The 18,059-nt window shown below is 65.1% G+C and carries 18 protein-coding genes; 15 read left to right on the forward strand and 3 right to left on the reverse strand.

What is annotated here, in order from left to right; genetic code table 11:
• Positions 1-102: 102 nt before the first annotated feature.
• A complete protein-coding gene (locus SPHME3_RS0118895) occupies positions 103-2,460 on the forward strand; it encodes a heavy metal translocating P-type ATPase (protein ID WP_371262954.1) in 2,358 nt (785 codons plus the stop codon).
• Positions 2,457-2,840, forward strand: a complete 384-nt coding sequence (cueR, locus tag SPHME3_RS0118900) for a Cu(I)-responsive transcriptional regulator (RefSeq protein WP_017980795.1) — start codon at positions 2,457-2,459, stop codon at positions 2,838-2,840. Before SPHME3_RS0118895 ends, cueR begins: the two co-directional genes overlap by 4 nt.
• 52 nt (positions 2,841-2,892) lie before the next feature.
• Here the strand turns inward: cueR and SPHME3_RS20335 are convergent, their stop codons facing one another.
• Positions 2,893-3,414, reverse strand: coding sequence for a DUF6118 family protein (locus SPHME3_RS20335; protein ID WP_017980796.1), 522 nt, complete (start codon positions 3,412-3,414; stop codon positions 2,893-2,895).
• Positions 3,415-3,626: 212 nt separating this feature from the next.
• Between SPHME3_RS20335 and SPHME3_RS0118910 the strand changes: the two genes are divergently transcribed.
• The gene (locus tag SPHME3_RS0118910) at positions 3,627-4,874 is read left to right on the forward strand and encodes a cytochrome P450 (RefSeq protein ID WP_017980797.1); all 1,248 of its coding nucleotides are present in this window, start codon (positions 3,627-3,629) and stop codon (positions 4,872-4,874) included.
• 73 nt (positions 4,875-4,947) lie between these two features.
• Here the strand turns inward: SPHME3_RS0118910 and SPHME3_RS0118915 are convergent, their stop codons facing one another.
• The gene (locus SPHME3_RS0118915; RefSeq protein ID WP_017980798.1) at positions 4,948-5,364 is read right to left on the reverse strand and encodes a MerR family transcriptional regulator; all 417 of its coding nucleotides are present in this window, start codon (positions 5,362-5,364) and stop codon (positions 4,948-4,950) included.
• Between the two features lie 62 nt (positions 5,365-5,426).
• Between SPHME3_RS0118915 and SPHME3_RS20860 the strand changes: the two genes are divergently transcribed.
• The 3 genes from SPHME3_RS20860 (at position 5,427) to SPHME3_RS0118925 (ending at position 7,529) form a co-directional block, all read left to right on the forward strand.
• Positions 5,427-5,843 carry a mercuric transporter MerT family protein gene (locus SPHME3_RS20860; RefSeq protein WP_017980799.1) on the forward strand — a complete coding sequence of 139 codons (417 nt, stop codon included), beginning with the start codon at positions 5,427-5,429 and terminating at the stop codon, positions 5,841-5,843.
• Entirely contained in the window at positions 5,843-6,064 is a 222-nt protein-coding gene (locus SPHME3_RS21725; RefSeq protein WP_081609171.1) for a GDCCVxC domain-containing (seleno)protein, read from the forward strand. The genes SPHME3_RS20860 and SPHME3_RS21725 overlap by 1 nt, the downstream gene beginning before the upstream one ends.
• 262 nt (positions 6,065-6,326) lie before the next feature.
• On the forward strand, positions 6,327-7,529 hold the full coding sequence (locus tag SPHME3_RS0118925; protein WP_081614886.1) for an aspartyl protease family protein: 1,203 nt from the start codon (positions 6,327-6,329) through the stop codon (positions 7,527-7,529).
• On the opposite strand, the gene SPHME3_RS0118930 is transcribed toward SPHME3_RS0118925, so the two are convergent.
• Positions 7,523-7,939, reverse strand: coding sequence for a MerR family transcriptional regulator (locus SPHME3_RS0118930; protein ID WP_004212867.1), 417 nt, complete (start codon positions 7,937-7,939; stop codon positions 7,523-7,525). The two genes, SPHME3_RS0118925 and SPHME3_RS0118930, sit on opposite strands and share 7 nt — an antisense overlap.
• 78 nt (positions 7,940-8,017) lie before the next feature.
• Between SPHME3_RS0118930 and SPHME3_RS0118935 the strand changes: the two genes are divergently transcribed.
• From SPHME3_RS0118935 to fliE, 9 genes are all read left to right on the forward strand, one after another.
• Positions 8,018-8,644 carry a cation transporter gene (locus SPHME3_RS0118935; RefSeq protein ID WP_004212870.1) on the forward strand — a complete coding sequence of 209 codons (627 nt, stop codon included), beginning with the start codon at positions 8,018-8,020 and terminating at the stop codon, positions 8,642-8,644.
• Positions 8,644-10,611 carry a cytochrome c/FTR1 family iron permease gene (locus tag SPHME3_RS0118940; RefSeq protein ID WP_018251218.1) on the forward strand — a complete coding sequence of 656 codons (1,968 nt, stop codon included), beginning with the start codon at positions 8,644-8,646 and terminating at the stop codon, positions 10,609-10,611. The genes SPHME3_RS0118935 and SPHME3_RS0118940 overlap by 1 nt, the downstream gene beginning before the upstream one ends.
• Positions 10,612-10,684: 73 nt before the next feature.
• On the forward strand, positions 10,685-10,981 hold the full coding sequence (locus SPHME3_RS0118945) for a hypothetical protein (protein ID WP_007406840.1): 297 nt from the start codon (positions 10,685-10,687) through the stop codon (positions 10,979-10,981).
• A gap of 60 nt (positions 10,982-11,041) precedes the next feature.
• A complete protein-coding gene (locus SPHME3_RS0118950; RefSeq protein WP_013039111.1) occupies positions 11,042-12,319 on the forward strand; it encodes a TolC family protein in 1,278 nt (425 codons plus the stop codon).
• Positions 12,319-13,497: an efflux RND transporter periplasmic adaptor subunit gene (locus tag SPHME3_RS0118955; RefSeq protein WP_004212877.1), complete on the forward strand. Its 1,179-nt coding sequence runs from the start codon at positions 12,319-12,321 to the stop codon at positions 13,495-13,497. The genes SPHME3_RS0118950 and SPHME3_RS0118955 overlap by 1 nt, the downstream gene beginning before the upstream one ends.
• A 3-nt stretch (positions 13,498-13,500) precedes the next feature.
• Positions 13,501-16,746 (forward strand): efflux RND transporter permease subunit, encoded by a 3,246-nt coding sequence (locus tag SPHME3_RS0118960; RefSeq protein ID WP_018251219.1) that lies wholly within the window; start codon positions 13,501-13,503, stop codon positions 16,744-16,746.
• 53 nt (positions 16,747-16,799) lie between these two features.
• Complete coding sequence (locus tag SPHME3_RS0118965) at positions 16,800-17,288, forward strand: SRPBCC family protein (protein WP_026189137.1); 489 nt, start codon at positions 16,800-16,802, stop codon at positions 17,286-17,288.
• Positions 17,285-17,659 (forward strand): hypothetical protein, encoded by a 375-nt coding sequence (locus SPHME3_RS0118970; protein WP_026189138.1) that lies wholly within the window; start codon positions 17,285-17,287, stop codon positions 17,657-17,659. Before SPHME3_RS0118965 ends, SPHME3_RS0118970 begins: the two co-directional genes overlap by 4 nt.
• 45 nt (positions 17,660-17,704) lie before the next feature.
• The gene (gene fliE / locus SPHME3_RS0118975) at positions 17,705-18,046 is read left to right on the forward strand and encodes a flagellar hook-basal body complex protein FliE (protein ID WP_026189139.1); all 342 of its coding nucleotides are present in this window, start codon (positions 17,705-17,707) and stop codon (positions 18,044-18,046) included.
• Positions 18,047-18,059 lie beyond the last annotated feature (13 nt).

The following is an 18,059-nucleotide window of genomic DNA, read 5'->3' on the forward strand; positions in this document are numbered from 1 at the left end:
TCCCATTCCCAAGCCGGGGGTTGCGGCTGTTCGAAGCCTGCGCCTGAATCGGTCTCCACGCCCTCATCCTGTTGCGGGGGCGGCTCGGCCGCTCCCGCAAAGATCGAGCACGAACATCATCACACCGAAGCGGGCGGCTGCTGCTCGGGCAGTAAGGACAACGATGCCGCAGCAGCAGTGATCGACGCGGTGTGCGGCATGACGGTCGATCCCGCAAAAACGACACACCATGCCGAGCACGCTGGTCATGCCTATCATTTCTGTAGCGCAGGGTGCCGGAGCAAGTTTGTCGCCAATCCTGACGCCTATCTGAGCGATAAGCCGAAACCGGAGCCGATGGCGACGCCGGGGGCGATGTGGACGTGCCCGATGCACCCGCAAATTCGCCAGGAAGGGCCGGGAACTTGCCCAATCTGCGGCATGGCGCTCGAACCCGAAGAACCGTCGCTCGACGATACTCCCAACCCTGAGCTGGTCGACTTCACGCGCCGACTGTGGGTGGCGGGCGCGCTCACGATCCCGCTGCTCGTCGTCTCGATGTTCGCGGAAATGTTAGGCCTGCATGTGGTTAGCCCTGCGGCCTCGCCTTGGGTCCAGCTCGCACTCACCGCGCCGATCGTGCTGTGGGCGGGCTGGCCGTTTTTCGAGCGGGGGTGGACATCGCTTCGTACCCGCCATCTCAATATGTTCACACTGATCGCGATCGGCGTAGGTGCCGCCTTCCTCTATAGCGTGGTCGCGACGCTCGCGCCGGGCATCTTCCCAGCGACCTTCCGCACGCATGGGAGCATGGTTCCCGTCTATTACGAGGCGGCCGGCGTCGTGGTGACACTGGTGCTGCTCGGGCAAGTGCTCGAACTGCGCGCTAGGGCGGCGACAGGGCGCGCGATCCGCGCTCTCATGGATCTCGCCCCCAAGACGGCGCGACGCTTGCAGCCTGACGGTTCTGAAGAAGAAGTCGGGCTTGCCGACGTGGCAACCGGTGACCGGCTGCGGGTCCGCCCCGGTGAAGCCATCCCGGTCGATGGCGTCGTGGTCGAGGGTCGTTCGTCGGTCGACGAAGCCATGCTCACCGGCGAACCCGCGCCGGTCCTCAAGGAAGTCGAGGCGATCGTTACCGGGGGCACCGTCAACGGGACGGGCAGCCTGGTGATGGAAGCCCGCGCGGTTGGTTCGGACACGATGCTCGCGCGTATCGTCCGCATGGTCGCGGAAGCGCAGCGAAGCCGCGCCCCGATACAGGCGGTCGCCGATCGGGTTTCAGGATGGTTCGTGCCGCTCGTCGTGCTGATCTCGATTGCGACCTTCATCACTTGGTCGCTGGTCGGCCCTGAGCCGCGCATGGGCCATGCCCTGCTTAACGCCATCGCAGTGCTGGTGATCGCCTGCCCGTGCGCGCTCGGGCTCGCCACGCCCATGTCGATCATGGTCGGCACGGGACGCGGCGCTCAGGCCGGCGTGCTGGTGAAGAACGCGGAAGCCTTACAGGGGCTGGAAAAGGTCGATACCCTTGTCATCGACAAGACGGGTACGCTCACGGAAGGCAAGCCCAAGCTGATCGCGGTCGAGACGGTCAGCGCGGTCGGAGAGAACGACATGCTCGCGCTTGCCGCGGCCGTCGAAGGCCAATCCGAACATCCGCTCGCGCACGCAATCGTCGTTGCCGCCAAAGAACGAGGATTGCAGCTCGGCACAGTCGCGGACTTTGCCTCGCAAACCGGGCTGGGTGTCAGCGCCACGGTGGGCGGCCGCTCGGTCGTGATTGGTAATGCGGTGCAAATGAGCCGGATCGGCGCTGATCTCAAGCCGGTCGACGCCGCGGCCGATCGTCACCGTGGCGAAGGCGCGGGCATCATCCTCGTCGCGATCGACGGGGCGCTCGCCGGTCTGCTCGCAGTCGCCGATCCGGTGCGCGCATCGGCGCGCGACGCTATTGCCGCGCTTCGCAAGGAGGGCCTGCGGGTCGTCATGCTCACCGGCGACAATCGTGGGACGGCCGATGCTGTCGCGCGCGCCGTGGGCGGTCTTGATGACGTGCGCGCCGATCTGCTGCCGGAAGACAAGGCGCGTATCATCGGCGAGCTGAAAGCGAGCGGCGCAAGGGTCGCAATGGCGGGCGATGGGATCAACGACGCCCCGGCGCTCGCCGCCGCGGATGTCGGCTTGGCGATGGGAACGGGAACAGACGTGGCGATCGAAAGCGCCGGCATGACGCTCACGCGCGGCGATCTCTCGGCGATCGTGCGCGCCCGCAAGCTCGCTCGCGCGACGATGCGAAATATCCGCCAAAACCTGTTCTTCTCGTTCTTGTTCAACGGAATCGGCGTGCCGGTTGCGGCCGGCGTGCTTTACCCGGTTGCCGGTATCCTGCTGTCGCCGATGCTGGCCGGTGCAGCGATGGCGCTCTCGTCCTTCACCGTGGTCCTGAACGCACTGCGGCTCAACGCGGTAAAGCTGTGAACATCGGAGCGGCGTCGGACGCCAGCGGCGTCTCCCAACGCATGATCCGCCACTATGAAAAGATTGGTTTGGTGCCCGCGCCGCCACGGCGCGGGAACTACCGGGACTACGCCGACGCTGACGTTCATCGGCTGCGATTTATCGCCAACGCGCGCGACCTGGGGTTCCCGATCGAGGAAATCCGCACGCTGCTGGGGCTGTGGTCGGATCGCGATCGGTCGAGCGCGGAAGTGAAGACGCTGGCGGAAGCCCGCGCTGCCGAACTGGGCCGCAAGGTCCGCGTCTTGGACGCCATGCGCCGCTCGCTTACCGGGCTCGCCCAAGCCTGTCATGGCGATGATCGGCCTGATTGTCCGATCATCGAACGCTTGGCTGAATAACTTGCGCGGCTAACTTTTACTCCACTTGAGCGTGATCGTGCGTCGCACCGTTTCACGCGTTTCGCGCTGCGGCTTTGCCGCACCCCTCGATCGCCGCGCGGTTGGCCGTCACGATCCTGTCGGCCCCGACGATGGCGCGGAACGCGGTGGGACTGGCGCTCTGGATCATACGCTGCCCGGCTTCCCAGCGGGGCAAGTCGAGCGTCCGCGCCGCCATGCGCTCGGGCCATTGCCAGCTCGCCGGTGCGATCTCGCGCGCGACCAGGCCCGGCACGATCGCCCATGCGAGGATGCCGGCCGCCACCCCACCCAGGGCAAACCATAGCTGCCGATTCTTCTGGTCGGCGCGTGTCCATGCGGACCCGGCGATGGCGCGAAGATCGGCCATGATGCGGGCCTTGTCCTCGCCCGCCTTGGCGAGCGCCGCCTGATCCTCGCGCCGGGCGGCGCTGCCCGCCGCGGCGATGCGCTGCGCCATCTGCTCCGGCGTCATCGCCAGCGCCGGGGCCGCTTTCAGGAATTGGCCGATGCGCGCGACGTTCTCGCCTGCCGTGTTCACGTTCTGCTGGAGCACGCCAAGCGTCTCGGTATGGTCGGGTATGTCGATCGCCGCGCTCGGCCGCCAAGCCCTCCACGGCGCAGCGCCAGCTCGCCGCGCATGGCCTCGAACGCCTCGGCCGCGCCTGCTCCGCCCTGATCGTCCTCGTTCGTCACCTGTCGTGAGCCTGCAACCCGTGATATTCCTCCGAGTTAATCAAAGGAGACCCAACAATCACCGGACCGGTCATGCCTAAGACACCACACACGAAAGGCCCGGACGAAACCCTTTCTCTCCTCGCCGATCCCTATCGGTTCATCTCCAGGCAGTGCCAGCGCCTAGGCGCAAACGCTTTTGAATCCCGTTTCCTGCTGAAAAAGACCAACTGCCTTAAGGGGGCCAAGGCCGCCGAAATCTTCTACGATACGACCCGCTTCGAGCGCGAAGGTGCCATGCCGGTCGCTATTCAGAAGACACTGCTGGGCCAAGGCGGCGTTCAGGGTCTGGACGGCGAGACCCATCGGCACCGCAAGCAGATGTTCATGGGCCTGATGACACCAGAGCGCGTGCGGGCGCTGGCGCAATTGTTCGAGGCCGAGTGGCGCAGGGCGGTGCCGGGCTGGACGCGCAAAGGAGAGATCGTCTTCTATGACGAGTTGCATGAGCCGCTGACGCGAGCGGTATGCGCTTGGGCGGGAGTTCCTCTTCCGGACGATGAAGCCGGCAACCGCGCGGGCGAGCTGCGGGCGCTGTTCGACGCCGCCGGCTCGGCGAGCCCAAGGCATCTTTGGTCACGGCTGGCCCGTCGTCGCGTCGACGCATGGGCGAAGCGGATCATTGAAGGCATTCGGGCCGGGAGCATCGGCTCGGGCTCGGGGACCGCGGCTTACGCGATAGCCTGGCATCGCGACCGGCACGACGATCTTCTTTCGCCGCACGTCGCAGCGGTCGAACTGGTAAATGTCCTTCGCCCGACCGTCGCGATCGCAGTGTACATCACCTTCGTCGCCCACGCGCTGCAAACCTGTTCAGGGATCAGGGCGGCCTTGGTTCAGCAGCCGGACTATGCCGAGCTCTTCGTCCAAGAGGTCCGCCGATTCTATCCCTTCTTTCCCGCTGTGGTGGCGCGCGCGAGCCAAGATTTCGAGTGGGAGGGGATGGCCTTTCCGGAAGGGCGTCAAGTGGTGCTAGACCTTTATGGGAGCAATCACGACGCAGCGACCTGGGCCGACCCCCAGGAGTTTCGCCCTGAGCGTTTCAGGGCTTGGGACGAAGACTCCTTCAACTTCATTCCGCAGGGCGGCGGCGATCACTATCTCGGCCATCGCTGTCCCGGCGAATGGATCGTCCTCGCGATCATGAAGGTGGCGGCACACCTCCTCGTCAACGCGATGCGCTATGACGTACCGGACCAAGACCTGAGCATCGATTTCGCCAGGCTGCCAGCGCTTCCGAAAAGCGGCTTCGTGATGCGCAACGTCCACATAGGTGGCTAGGGCCGCGTGCCGTGGTGATGGTGATCGGCTCCGTTATCGACCGTTTGCGCGAGTACGGGGTGCGATGCGACATCTACGCAGTCGAATGTTGGTTCAGCAAGTCGATCACGGCGCACCTCGCCGCCCCGTCGCCTTCGCAACGGTCGATGGTCGCAGCCAGCAGGCTTTCTAGTTGCGCCAGATCCTCCATCTTAGCGCGCACACGCTCTAGATGGTGAGCCGCGATCTCGCGGACCTCACTGCATGACGCCTGCGCAGAACCGCCAAGAGACAGGATCGCGCGCACCTCGGCCGGGGAGAAGCCGAGTTCGCGCGCGCGACGGACGAACCCAAGTGCGCGGACGTGACCGGTCCCATATACCCGCCGCCCGCCGCTTGTGCGGGGTGGCGTTGCGAGAACACCAACGCGCTCGAAGTACCGGATCGTCTCGATATTCACGCCAGTCCGGCGAGACAGCTCGCCGATCGTGATGCTTTCCTCAACGCGCATATATTGCTTGCTCCTGTAGTCACTACAGGATGCATAACGGGCTAACCCGCTAGAGGCGATAGATGAACCAAGAGACCATCCCGCGTGAACCCCTAGGCGCACCAACGTCACGACGTCGCGCCGACACGGGGCTATCCGCCCTCGGCGCGCTTGCGAGCTTAGCCGCTGTTCTAGCTGCGGCGTCATGCTGCGTCCTGCCCCTCGCACTCGCGGCGCTCGGCCTGGGGGCGGGCCTGTCCAGCAACTTCGCCGCGCTGATACCACTACGGTGGCCGCTAACGGCGACCTCCCTCATCGGCTTGGCTGCTGGGTGGTGGGCCTACGCGCAGCGGCGGAGGTCCTGTGCTGGGGACCGGTCCTGCACAATGCCGCTGCCCTCGCGCGCGACACCTATCCTGCTCGCGATTGGAACGGTTCTGACGCTTATCGCGTTCGCCTGGGACCTCCTAGAAGCGCCGCTGATGAACGCGCTTTCCTGATGCAGCTCACCTCAACCCTGACCTGTCCCAAATGCGGCGGGGTGGCCACCGAAAGGATGCCCACCAACGCCTGCCAATTCTTCTATGATTGCCGGCATTGCGCGGTGGTGCTGCGGCCCCTGGCTGGCGACTGCTGCGTGTTCTGCTCATTTGGCGATGTCCCATGCCCTCCGATCCAGGAAGCGAAAGCAAACGGGACTGTGGCGGGCTGCTGCGGGTGAGGCGATAGCTTCACGTTTCTTCGTGAACTGGGGTCCTGCTCGCCAAGGTCGCGCAAGCGAAATTGCCTACTTCGGTCTTATTCGACCGGTTCCTGACCTGCCTCAACTGCTCATTTTCGAGAGGGCATTTGAACAGGATAGCATTTCGGGCGCTTCAAAAACCCTTGCTCCTCCAGTTGCTAGAGCATGTAACCGCAATTTGCTCTCCTGCGGACGGGGGGCTGGAGGTGGCTTTTTGACGGCCCGTGTTGAAGCAATCGGTATGTCTCGACGCTCATTAGTGGCGCGGTTGGTGGCCTGTGGAACCGGCTTGGTGCTCGGTTCTCCAACGCTCGCGCGACAGACTTCCCGGTCTGCGGCCTCGTGGAACTTCGGCGCGGCTCACCTCGAATGGGAGCCGCTGGAAGTCGGCACGGGTGATACCCTCCTTGTTTCGGCACAAGTGCGCGGAGTGCCGGCGCGGGCGGTGCTCGACAGTGGCAGCGGCGCGTCGATCATGAGCACGGCGCTCGCGGCGAAGCTCGGCTTGAACAATGGTGAGCGGCGCATGATTAGCGGGCTGAGCGCCAAGGCCCCGGTGCTGCTGGTCCGCGACATCGACGTACAGCTCGCCCGCGAAACCCGTCGCTTACCCTTTGCCGTTGTTGGTGATCTGAGTTCAGTGTCGGCGGCCTTCGGACGACCGATCGACGTTCTCCTCGGTGCCGATATGTTCACGGGCAGCTGCATCGCGCTCGATTTCGCGAACAGGCGTATGGCGGTCGTCAAGTCAGGCACGTTTCTCGCCGGCCCCGACTGGCGCGCTGTCGCGCTCGGACGCGGTGCCAAGCAGGAGCTGTTCATCCGGGCCTCCGTCGAGGGCCTGTCTCCCGTGCCCTTGATGATCGATCTTGGCAGCTCGGCCGCGCTGATGCTCTCGTCGGCCTATGCCCGCGATCAAGGGCTGTTGAACGGGAAGCTCGTCTCGACCGCGGCGATCGGCGGCGTCGATGGTGTGCGTATCAACGATGCTTTCACGATCCAGAACATCAACATCGAAGGGCTTGGCGTCTCGAACGTCCCCACACTCGGGATGAGAGCTTGGCTCTCCACCAGCACGGTTGGCAATGTCGGCCTACCGCTGATCGCTCAATTCGACGTGGTGTTCGACGTGACCGCCGGATTCGTGTGGCTCCGGCCACTCGGTCCTCGTCGTCGCCTGCCGATGCTGAAGGACCGTAGCGGCCTTGGCCTCGCAGCCTCACCAACGGCGCTCACCGTTGTTCATGTGGCGGCGAACAGTCCCGCGGAAAAGGCTGGCTGGGCGGTCGGCGACCGGATCGTGGCGGTGAACGGCCATTCGATCGATGCGAACTATACGCGTGGGGAGCTCTGGCAAGTGCGCTCCCGGCCTGCTGGCACCCTCGTAAAGCTGACGATGGCCTCGGGTGATGTGCGCGAGCTCAGGCTGGCCGATTATTATTGATCGGCTTGAGGGTGGCCTTTGCCGATCGCCTTCATGATCCGACAATCGGCCATGCGCGCCTTGGTGCAGCTCTGGCTGAGCATTGCCAACTCATCCCGCAACACCGCGAGTTGCGCCAGTCTCTCCTCCACATCCTTGAGGTGCTGAGCAGCGATAGCTGAGGCGGCACCACAATCCTGGTCCGGGTTCTGCGCCAGCCCCATCAACGAACGGATCTCGTCGACGGAGAAGCCAAGCCGGCGACCGTTGCGGATGAAGTGCAAACGCTCAATGTCACTGGCATCGTAGGTTCTGCGACCCGACGCCGTGCGAGGGGCGGATCGGAGCAACCCGATCGACTCATAAAAGCGGATCGTCGTCACCTTCGTCGAGGTCTCGCTGGCGAGCTGCCCAATCATCACCGGCTTCATCATGCCATCCTTGCTTATGCGAACGTGTCGCACATTTCGCTTGCTTCTACAGCGACTGGAGGTGGTAAGGAAGGCCGCATGAATGCTTCTACCGAAAGCTGCGGGTGCCACGGGGAGCCCGCGCGCGCGCAAACCGATCCGGCCTATCGCCGTGCGCTGCTGACCGTCGTGGTGCTCAACCTCGGCTTCGGAGTCGCCGAGCTGTTCGGCGGGTTCATCGCCGATAGCCAAGCGCTGAAAGCGGATTCCCTCGATTTTCTCGGGGACGGGTCGATCAGCCTTATCGGTCTTCTCGCGCTTGCCTGGTCCGCACGGGCGAGGGCAAAGGTCGCGCTGACGCAGGGGTTGTTTCTCGGTGCGCTTGGCGTGGGCGTAATCGGTTTCGCGATTTGGCGCGCCCTGAACGCAACCGCGCCGGATGCCGAACTGATGGGCACAATCGGCGTTGTCGCGCTCGCGATCAATGTCGTGTCCGCCTTGGTGCTTGCGCGTTTCCGGGAAGGGGACGCCAATGTTCGCGCGATCTGGCTGTTCAGCCGCAACGACGCGCTCGCCAATGTCGCGGTGATCGCCGCGGCCGGTCTGGTGGCGTGGACAGGAAGCGCCTGGCCGGACCTCGCCGTCGCCGGCCTCATCGCCCTCCTGTTCCTCCACTCCGCTTATGAAATCGTCACTGGCGCTCGGCGCGAACTGGGAGAGCGGTAGTGCGTCTGCTCACCTTGATCCGGGCAATGCTCTCGCTGCGGCTGCTCGCCGCGCTCGCTGCGCTGCTGATCCCTGCTGCGGCATTCGCCGAACCCGGCGACGTGCAAACCGCATGGCGGCTGCTCGACTATATGGCCGTCGATTATGGAGGCGCGGTCGCGAACGGTCGGATCAAGAGCGCGTCGGAATACGCCGAAATGAATGAGTTTGCCGCGTCGGTCTCGACACGGCTTCAAGGCCTGCCGGCGAAGCCGGAGCGCCAAGCCCTCATTCAGCGGGCCGCCAACCTCCAAGCGGTAATCGCGGAAAAGGGATCGACTGAACAGGTGGCAACACTGGCGCACGGGCTCGCGGCCGATCTGCTGCGCGCCTACCCGGTGCCGCTCGCGCCCGATAAGGCTCCGAACCTCGTCTCCAGCGATGCACTGTTCCGACAATCCTGCGCGTCCTGCCACGGGATGACGGGCAACGGCCGTGGCCCTGACGCCGCCAAGCTCGCTACGCCCCCGATTGCTTTCACCGATGCCGAGCGCGCGCGCCAGCGCAGCGTGTTCGCGCTCTATCAGGTGGTGACGCAAGGCATCGACGGGACCGCGATGCAGAGCTTCGCCGATCTGCCCAACGATCAGCGCTGGGCGTTAGCATTCCGAGCCGGGAGCTTCGCCTTCACGGATGCGCAGGCGCGCGAAGGCGAGCGGCTTTGGAAATCCGACCCGACCCTTCGCCGGCGCATTCCGGACCTGAAAACCCTGGTCGCGCTCACCCCGGCCGCGCTCGGCGCGGCGATCGGCGACGCCAAGGCTGACGCCGTGCTCGCGTTCCTGCGTCGTCATCCCGAACAGGTGATACAACAGGCTCCCGGCTCGCTCGCGGTCGCCCGCGCCAAACTCGCCGAAAGCGTGGCGGCTGCGCGGCGCGGCGATGCGCGCATGGCGAAAGAGCTGGCGCTGTCGGCCTATCTCGATGGGTTCGAGCCGATCGAGCCAACACTCACCGCGCGCGACGCGACGCTGATGGGTCGAATCGAGGGCGCGATGGGGGAGTTCCGCGCCTCGATCGACCGGGGCGCGTCGCCCGATGATCTCGCGGAGAAGGTCGCAGTACTGGGCGGCCTTTTCGACGATGCGGAAGCGGCGCTCGCGCCTGATGCCGCCACCGAAGCGTCCACGTTCCTGGGCGCGTTCACGATCCTGCTGCGTGAAGGGCTCGAAGCCCTGCTCATCGTTGTCGCCATGATCGCGTTCCTGCGTAAAGCCGAGCGCGGCGAGGCGCTGCGGTACGTGCATGGCGGCTGGGTCAGCGCGATCATCGCGGGCGGGATCACCTGGGCGGTCGCCACCTATGCGATCGGGATCAGCGGTGCGAGCCGGGAGCTGACGGAAGGGTTTGGCTCGCTGTTCGCCGCGGTCGTGCTGCTCTCGGTCGGGATTTGGATGCACGGCAAGGCGCAGGCCGATCAGTGGCAGCGCTATATTCGCGAGAAGATGTCGCGGGCGCTCTCGGGCGGGTCGGGCTGGTTCCTGTTCGGGCTGGCGTTCGTCGTAGTTTATCGCGAGGTCTTCGAGACGATCCTGTTCTATGCCGCGCTTTCGGCGCAAGGTGACAACGGGATGCTTCTCGCGGGGGCCGGGTCGGCGATTGGACTGCTCAGCCTGATCGCTTGGGCCATGCTTCGCTACAGTCGCAAGCTGCCGATCGCGCAGTTCTTCCGCTATAGCTCCTGGCTCATGGCGGTCCTGACCGTCGTGCTGGCGGGTAAAGGCGTCGCCGCGCTCCAGGAAGCCGGCCTTATCAACATCGCACCGCTCGCGGACGTGCCACGGCTGTCGATGCTCGGCGTGTTTCCCACTTGGCAATCGGTGCTGGCGCAACTCCTGATGGCGGTCGCCATTGCGGTCGGGTTCGCCTGGAACGGGCGCGACCGATCCCGCTCGGGTTCCGGCTCAGTGACCCTTGGTTCGAATTAGTGCAATGACATGAAAACCCTTCCGTGATAGAGGCAAGCTAGTGCGAGCCTTTTTGCCTTTCCTGACATGCCTGATGCTGGTCCTGACCAGCTTCTCCGGCATGGCCCATGCCGCCGATCTGGCGGGGGGAAGCATCGCGGGCGTTGAGTTCACGGTCCATACCGCCGGTGACATCGATCAGGTGCCATCGGACTCGGACAAGAATGTCCCGCATCATCACAATTATTGTCACGGACACGACGTCGGCGCGCCTGCGCGCACGACGATGGAATATACCCCCGTCCTCACAGTGCCCAAGCCGACAATCTCCGCCTCTGCGTCGCTCGACGGCCGCACCGGCATGGTCCATTTGAGGCCCCCCCAAGCCTGACGTCCGATTTGGGCGTGCGTTGGCGCGCCCCTGTCGATCATCGTCAGGAGTCCTATTTTCATGAATCGTATCCTCGCGGCCATGCTGGCCGCAGCGTCTTGCGCCACGATGGCGCAGGCGCAGGTCGGACCGTCCGCGCCTGTTGCGCAGGATGCGCCGGTCTACACGCTTGACCAAGCGGTCAGTGCAGCGGGCGGTTCGGCCCCTGCTGCGGAAGCGGCGACAGCTGGAATCGACGCGGCCCGTGCAGGTCGCACAGTCGCCGGCTTGCGGCCCAATCCGGTGGTTCAAGGCCAAGTCGAGAATGTCATCGGCTCCGGGCCGTATCGGGGGGTCCGCAGCGCGGAAACCACGGTCGGCTTTGCGATCCCGATCGAGCTAGGCGGCAAGCGCGGCGCCCGCGTCGCGGTCGCCAATGCGCAATTGTCCCGGGCCGAGATCCAGGCCGCGATCATCGCGGCGGATGTCCGGCTTCAGGTAACGCAGCTCTATGTCGAAGCGGTCGCGGCCGATCGCCGGGTAATGACAGCCCGCGATCAGGCCCGGATCGCCAGCGATGCGCTGCGGGCCGCGAGCGTTCGCGTGCAGGCAGGGCGGGCATCGCCACTCGAGCAACAGCGCGCGGATGTCGCGCGTATCAATGCCGACGCCAATGTGGAGCGGCAGCTTCGCTTGGCCGAGGCGGCCCGCGCCAATCTGGCGCGTCGGATCGGACGGCCGATCGACGGCCTGCTCGATGACACGCTGCTCGATCGCCTTCCCGATGTGAACGTCTATGGGCCGTTGGCACCGGTCAACACGACCGGCACACTCGCGCTGGCGGCAGCCAACGCGGATTTCTCCATTGCCGAAGCCGGCGTGCGGCTCGCGCGCGCCAATCGCGTGCCTGACCTGAACGTCGGGCCGTCGATCCGCCGCCTGGAAGCGACCAACGACATGGCGGCGGTGTTCAGCGTGTCGATCCCGATCCCGGTGTTCAACAATGGTCGCGCCGCGATTGCGCAGGCGACCGCGCAGCGGACCCAGGCGGATGCGCAGCGCCGCGTGACCGCGCTCGACATCGAACAGGCGATCACGGACGCGCAGGCGCAGGCGGCCAATGCCGCAACGACGGCTCGTGCGGCGTCGGGGCCGGCGCTGGCGGCTGCACAGGAGGCCGCCCGCATCGCGCGGATCGGCTATCGCGAGGGCAAGTTCGGCCAGCTCGAATTGCTCGATGCTGAACGCACGCTCGCCGAAACGCGGGTCGCCGCGATCGACGCGCTTGCCAATTACCAGAATGCCCGCGCGCAAGTGGAGCGACTGACCGCTCGTGCGCCCAATGGGGGGAATCAGTGATGAAGAGCTTTTATCTCGCGGGCGCGGCGTCGCTCGCCCTGCTCTTGGCTGCCTGCGGCGGCAAGGATGGCGGAAACGAGGCAACTGCCGAAGGCGCAGCTGCCAATGAGACGGCAGCGGGCACGGAAAAGGGCGGTGCTGAAGGCGGTCATGCCGGTGAAGGCGTCGTCACATTGGGTGCCGACCAGATCGCCACAGCGGGCGTCCAGGTCGGACGGCCGATCATCGGCGGGGCCGGGACGATCGAGCTGCCCGCGATCATCGAGGGCGACCCACAGGGAACGCAGGTCGTCTCGGCCGCAATTGCGGGACGCGTGGTCGCGCTCACCCGTAACCTCGGCCAATCGGTCGGACGCGGCCAGACCATTGCGGTCATCGAAAGCCGCGAGGCGGCGCAGATCAAGGGCGAGGTCGAGGCGGCGCGGGCGCGGCTTCAGCTCGCTAATTCGAACCTCGCGCGCGAACAGCGGCTGTTCGCGCAGAGAGTCTCCCCTGAACAGGATCTGATCGCCGCCCGCACAGCGGCGACGGAGGCGCGGATCGCCCTGACGCAGGCGCAGAGCATGGTTTCGGCGGCGGGTGTCGGCGGCGGCGGGCTCAACCGGCTCGGCATTGCCGCGCCGATCTCGGGCCAGATCATTGCGCGCCCCGTGACGCTGGGACAAACGGTCGCGGCGGATGCCGAACTCTATCGCATCGCCAACCTGAGCCAGGTGTCGATCGCGCTTAATCTCAAGCCCGAGGATGCGGGCCGGGTGCGTCCCGGCAATACGGTGCTGGTGAAGGCGGCAGGCCGTCAGGCGACCGCCCGCGTGACCTTCGTGTCGCCGGCGCTTGATCCGCAGACGCGGCTCGTGCCTGCGCTCGCCACCCTCGACAATCGCGGTGGCGAATGGCGGGTCGGCGAGCCTGTGACGGCAGCCGTGCAGCTCACGGGCAGCGGCGGGAGCGGGGCGGTCCGCGTGCCGACGACGGCGGTCCAGAGTTTCGAGGGCAAGTCGGTCGTGTTCGTGCGCACGCCCACCGGCTTCAAGGCGACCCCGGTCCAGCTCGGCGATGCGTCGGGCGACACGGTGATCGTCCGGTCGGGCCTGACCGGCAACGAACAGATCGCCACCACCGGAAGTTTCACGCTCAAGGCCGAGATCGGCAAGGGCGAAGCGAGCCACGAGGATTAAGCCATGATCGCCCGTATCGTAACCTGGGCGGTCGAGAAGCGCTGGCTAGTCCTGCTCCTCACCGTCATCGTCGCCGCCATCGGCGCGTTTTCCCTCTACCGGCTACCGATCGACGCGGTGCCGGACATCACCAACAATCAGGTCCAGATCAACGTCCGCGCGCCTGCCCTCTCGCCCGAGCTGGTCGAGAAGCAGGTGTCGTTTCCAATCGAAACCGCGCTCGCCGGCACCCCCGGCCTGGAATATACGCGCTCGTTGAGCCGCAACGGCTTCGCGCAGATCACGGCGGTCTTTTCGGACGCGACGGACATCTATTTCGCCCGCCAGCAGGTGGGCGAGCGTCTGCGGGGCGTGCAAGAGAATCTGCCCGACGGCGTGAACCCTGAAATGGGTCCGATCGCGACAGGCCTGGGCGAGGTGTACATGTACACCGTTCGTCTCGATCATCGCGAGGACGACAAGCACAAGCCCGGTGAACCGGGCCAACAGCCCGATGGCAGCTACATCACGCCAGAGGGCGAGCGACTGACGACCGAAGAGGACAAGGCGACCTACCTGCGCACCGCGCAGGACTGGATCGTGACGCCGCTTCTGAAGACCACACCGGGCCTCGCCGGTGTCGACTCGATTGGCGGTTACGCCAAGCAGTTCCTCGTCGTGCCCGACGTGCAGAAGCTGGCCTCGCTCGGCATCACGCTGACGGACCTGGGAAATGCGCTGGAGCGCAATAACACCAGCGTCGGCGGTGGCTTCGTCAATCGCAATGGCGAAGGTCTGGCTGTTCGCTCGGATGCGCTCGTTCGCAATGCCAGCGAGTTGGCCAGGACCGTGATCGCGACACGTAACGGCGTGCCGATCACGGTCGAACAAGTTGCGACTGTGAAGACGGGTCAGGCGATCCGCATGGGTTCGGCATCGGAGAACGGTACCGAAGTCGTCGTCGGCACGGCGATCATGCGGATCGGCGAGAACAGCCGCATCGTGTCGACCGCGGTCGCTGAGAAACTGAAGACGATCAACGCTTCGCTGCCTCCTGACGTCGTAATTCAGCCGGTGCTGAACCGCACCGAGCTGGTCAATTCGACGATCAAGACGGTCGCGAAAAACCTGTCCGAAGGCGCGGTGCTGGTCATCGTCGTGCTCTTCCTGCTGCTCGGCAACTTCCGTGCGGCCCTGATCGCGGCGTTGGTCATCCCGATCACCATGATGCTGACAGGCTTTGGTATGCTGCGCGCTGGGGTCTCGGCCAATCTGATGAGCCTTGGGGCTTTGGACTTCGGTCTGATCGTCGACGGCGCCGTCATCATCGTTGAAAACGCGCTGAGGCGGCTTGCCGAACAACAGCATCATGAAGGTCGCTTGCTGACCGTCAAGGAACGGCTTGCGACCGTGGCAGCCGCCGCTCGCGAGATGATCCGCCCCTCGGTTTACGGGCAGGCAATCATCATCCTCGTCTACGTACCGCTGCTCACGCTGACCGGCGTGGAGGGTAAAACGTTCGGACCGATGGCGCTGACCGTCATCATCGCGCTCGCCTTCGCCTTCATCCTCTCTCTCACCTTCGTGCCGGCGATGATTGCGATCTGGCTGTCGAAGAAGGTCGAGGAGAAGGACGGCCGCATCATCACGTGGCTGAAGAAGCGCTACGAACCCGGTCTCGACCGGGCCATGAAGCGCCCGACGCTGACGATCGGTGCGGGTGTGGGAAGCCTTGTGGTGGCGGCGCTTGCTTTCACTACGCTCGGCTCGGTGTTCCTGCCGCAGCTCGACGAAGGCGATTTGCTGATCCAGTCGCTCCGCATTCCGGCAACGTCGGTCCAGCAGAGCCAGGCGATGCAGGTGCCGATCGAGCGGATGATGTCGAAGCAGCCGGAGGTGCAATTCGTCTATTCCAAGACGGGCACCGCCGAGCTGGCGGCCGACCCGATGCCGCCGAACGCGACCGACATGTTCGTCATCCTGAAGCCGCGCAAGGATTGGCCGGATCCTGAGCTTCCCAAGGAGGAGCTGGTCAGCCGGATCGAGGGTAATCTCGCGAAGATTCCGGGAAATGCCTACGAGATCACCCAGCCCATCCAGATGCGCTTCAACGAGCTGATCGCCGGCGTGCGCGGCGACATCGCGGTGAAGGTGTTCGGGGACGACTTCAACCAGATGAACCGGACGGCCGAGCAAATCGCGGCGGTGCTGCGCAGAACGCAAGGCGCAGCGGACGTGAAGGTGGAGCAGACGACCGGTCTTCCCATGCTCGACATTCGCGTCAACCGCGACGCGATGGCGCGGTTGGGCGTTACGGCTCAGGATGTGCAGGACACCGTGACTGCGACGATCGGCGGGCGAACATCGGGCCAGATCTTCGAGGGCGACCGTCGCTTCCCGGTGGTGATCCGCCTGTCGGAGGCGCAGCGCGCCGACATCGGCCTGCTCCAGCAGGTGCAGGTGCCGGTGGCAGGCGGCGGCTATGTGCCGCTGTCCAGTGTCGCTGACATCAAGGTCGTCGACGGTCCCAATCAGATCAGCCGCGAAAACGGGAAGCGGCGCGTGGTGGTGCAAGCCAACGTGCGTGGTCGCGATGTCGGTAGCGTCGTTGCAGACGCGCAGGCGGCGATCGGCAGCCAGGTCCGGCTGCCTGCCGGTGCCTATCTCGAATGGGGCGGTCAGTTCGAGAACCTGCAATCGGCGAGCGAGCGGCTGAAGCTGGTCATTCCGGCCTGCTTCATCCTGATCCTGTTGCTGCTTTATGGCGCATTGGGATCGGTCCGCGATGCCGCGATCGTCTTCACCGGCGTGCCATTCGCGCTGGTGGGCGGCGTTCTGCTGCTCTTCCTGCGCGGCATGGACTTTTCGATCTCGGCGGCGGTGGGCTTCATCGCCCTGTCGGGCATCGCGGTCCTCAACGGCCTCGTCATGGTCAGCTCAATCCAGGATCTGATCCGGTCGGGGCTATCGCGCGAGGAGGCGGCCCATGTCGGCGCAATGCAGCGTCTGCGGCCCGTCGTCATGACCGCGCTCGTCGCAAGCCTCGGCTTCGTGCCGATGGCGCTTGGCGAGGGGGCGGGCGCGGAGGTGCAGAAGCCATTGGCGACCGTCGTCATCGGCGGCCTGATCTCGGCGACGCTGCTGACGCTGTTCGTGCTGCCGACGCTCTACGCCCGGTTCGGGCAGAAAGTGATCGAGAAGCCCGAGCACTACAATGAGGAGCATGAAGGGGACGACCACGGTCAGACCTTCGTGAACAACTTGGCCTGATGGGTGCGCGGGGCGATCCGCGATCGCCCCGCTCATCTCTGGGAGATGGGGATATGCCTCGCACCATAACCAGCTCAATGCTTCACGGCGGGCCACTGCGGATCTGGTCGGCGATCACCGATCCGGATCATCGTCGGGCTTGGAGTCCGCTCGTATTCCTCGACAACCCGTGCCAGCTTGGCGAAACGGAATGTACCTTCGCGATCCAGGGCATCACCCGGCCAATTCGGACGCCGGCCCGGGTCGATCAATTCGATAAGCCGCGCGCCTTCGCTTGGTCCTGCGGCATCCCTTATCTGTTCACGCTCGAAGAACGGTACGAGCTGGCAGGGGACGATGGTGGCACTAGGCTAACACATAGCTGCACGCTGGGCGGGGCGCTGTCTCTGCCGTTCGCGGCGATGATGTTGCGTCGTCTGCGGTCCCTGATGATCGAGGCTGATGATCGCCTCGCAACCTATCTGCGCTGGCGGGTGGGTCAGCCTGCCCGTGGGATCAATCGTCAGCGCGTCCCCTCCCGCTACAGGAGGAAGGCGCGATGATGCCGTTGAAGCGGGTACTGCCCGCCCTCATCCTCGTTGTCGGCCTGGCGGCTTGCACGGAAAGCAAGCCGCCAGCCCCGCCAACGGAGCAGCAAATCCATTCGTCCGACAGCGCCGTGGCGACCGGGGAAATGGGGCGCCATCCCTATCGCTGTTCCGACGGGGAACCGCTGTTCGTCGACTACAAGGACAACGGCCTGCAGATCGATTTGCGGCGCTCCAGCAGCGCCGTGCCCATGACGCTGACCGCGCCAGCGCAGGGCCTCCAATATGTCGGCGAGACAGCCACCGCGACCTTCAAGGGGTCGCAGCTCACCGTCGTGGATGGCGAGGGCCGCACCCGAATCTGCGAACGGGAGGGCACCCGATGAACCGTCCTGTCTTCCGACACGTCGCACTGGAACGGGAGAGAAACGATGTCTGACACGTCGATCTCGAATGTGATGGCCATTCGGGCCGAAGTGATCGCGCGAAGCCGCGCTTTGCGTGCGGCGCAGCCGACGGCACCGCCCGGCGTGACGCCGACCGCTCCGGCGTCGAACTTTGCCGACACCCTCAATGCCGTGGTCGCGAAGGTCAACGAGACCCAGGAGCAGGAGGATGTCGTCACCGAAGCATATGAGCGTGGCGAAACCACCGACATTGCAACCGTCGCGCTCATCCAGAGCCGCGCATCCATTACTTTCGAGGCGACCCTGCAAGTCCGGAACAAGCTGCTGTCCGCTTATCGGGACATCATGAACATGCCGATCGGATGACGATTGCTAAGAG

Origin of the sequence: Sphingomonas melonis DAPP-PG 224, assembly GCF_000379045.1 — a bacterium.
Taxonomy (GTDB): domain Bacteria; phylum Pseudomonadota; class Alphaproteobacteria; order Sphingomonadales; family Sphingomonadaceae; genus Sphingomonas; species Sphingomonas aquatilis.

Coding starts and splice junctions, on each gene's coding strand:
- SPHME3_RS0118930 (WP_004212867.1), bottom strand. CDS start 7,939: ATGAAGCCGGTGATGATTGGGCAGCTCGCCAGCGAGACCTCGACGAAG.
- SPHME3_RS0118945 (WP_007406840.1), top strand. CDS start 10,685: ATGCTGGTCCTGACCAGCTTCTCCGGCATGGCCCATGCCGCCGATCTG.
- SPHME3_RS0118915 (WP_017980798.1), bottom strand. CDS start 5,364: ATGCGCGTTGAGGAAAGCATCACGATCGGCGAGCTGTCTCGCCGGACT.
- SPHME3_RS0118935 (WP_004212870.1), top strand. CDS start 8,018: ATGAATGCTTCTACCGAAAGCTGCGGGTGCCACGGGGAGCCCGCGCGC.
- SPHME3_RS0118960 (WP_018251219.1), top strand. CDS start 13,501: ATGATCGCCCGTATCGTAACCTGGGCGGTCGAGAAGCGCTGGCTAGTC.
- SPHME3_RS0118910 (WP_017980797.1), top strand. CDS start 3,627: ATGCCTAAGACACCACACACGAAAGGCCCGGACGAAACCCTTTCTCTC.
- fliE (WP_026189139.1), top strand. CDS start 17,705: ATGTCTGACACGTCGATCTCGAATGTGATGGCCATTCGGGCCGAAGTG.
- SPHME3_RS0118925 (WP_081614886.1), top strand. CDS start 6,327: ATGTCTCGACGCTCATTAGTGGCGCGGTTGGTGGCCTGTGGAACCGGC.
- SPHME3_RS20860 (WP_017980799.1), top strand. CDS start 5,427: ATGAACCAAGAGACCATCCCGCGTGAACCCCTAGGCGCACCAACGTCA.
- SPHME3_RS0118970 (WP_026189138.1), top strand. CDS start 17,285: ATGATGCCGTTGAAGCGGGTACTGCCCGCCCTCATCCTCGTTGTCGGC.
- SPHME3_RS0118950 (WP_013039111.1), top strand. CDS start 11,042: ATGAATCGTATCCTCGCGGCCATGCTGGCCGCAGCGTCTTGCGCCACG.
- SPHME3_RS0118965 (WP_026189137.1), top strand. CDS start 16,800: ATGCCTCGCACCATAACCAGCTCAATGCTTCACGGCGGGCCACTGCGG.
- SPHME3_RS0118955 (WP_004212877.1), top strand. CDS start 12,319: ATGAAGAGCTTTTATCTCGCGGGCGCGGCGTCGCTCGCCCTGCTCTTG.
- SPHME3_RS21725 (WP_081609171.1), top strand. CDS start 5,843: ATGCAGCTCACCTCAACCCTGACCTGTCCCAAATGCGGCGGGGTGGCC.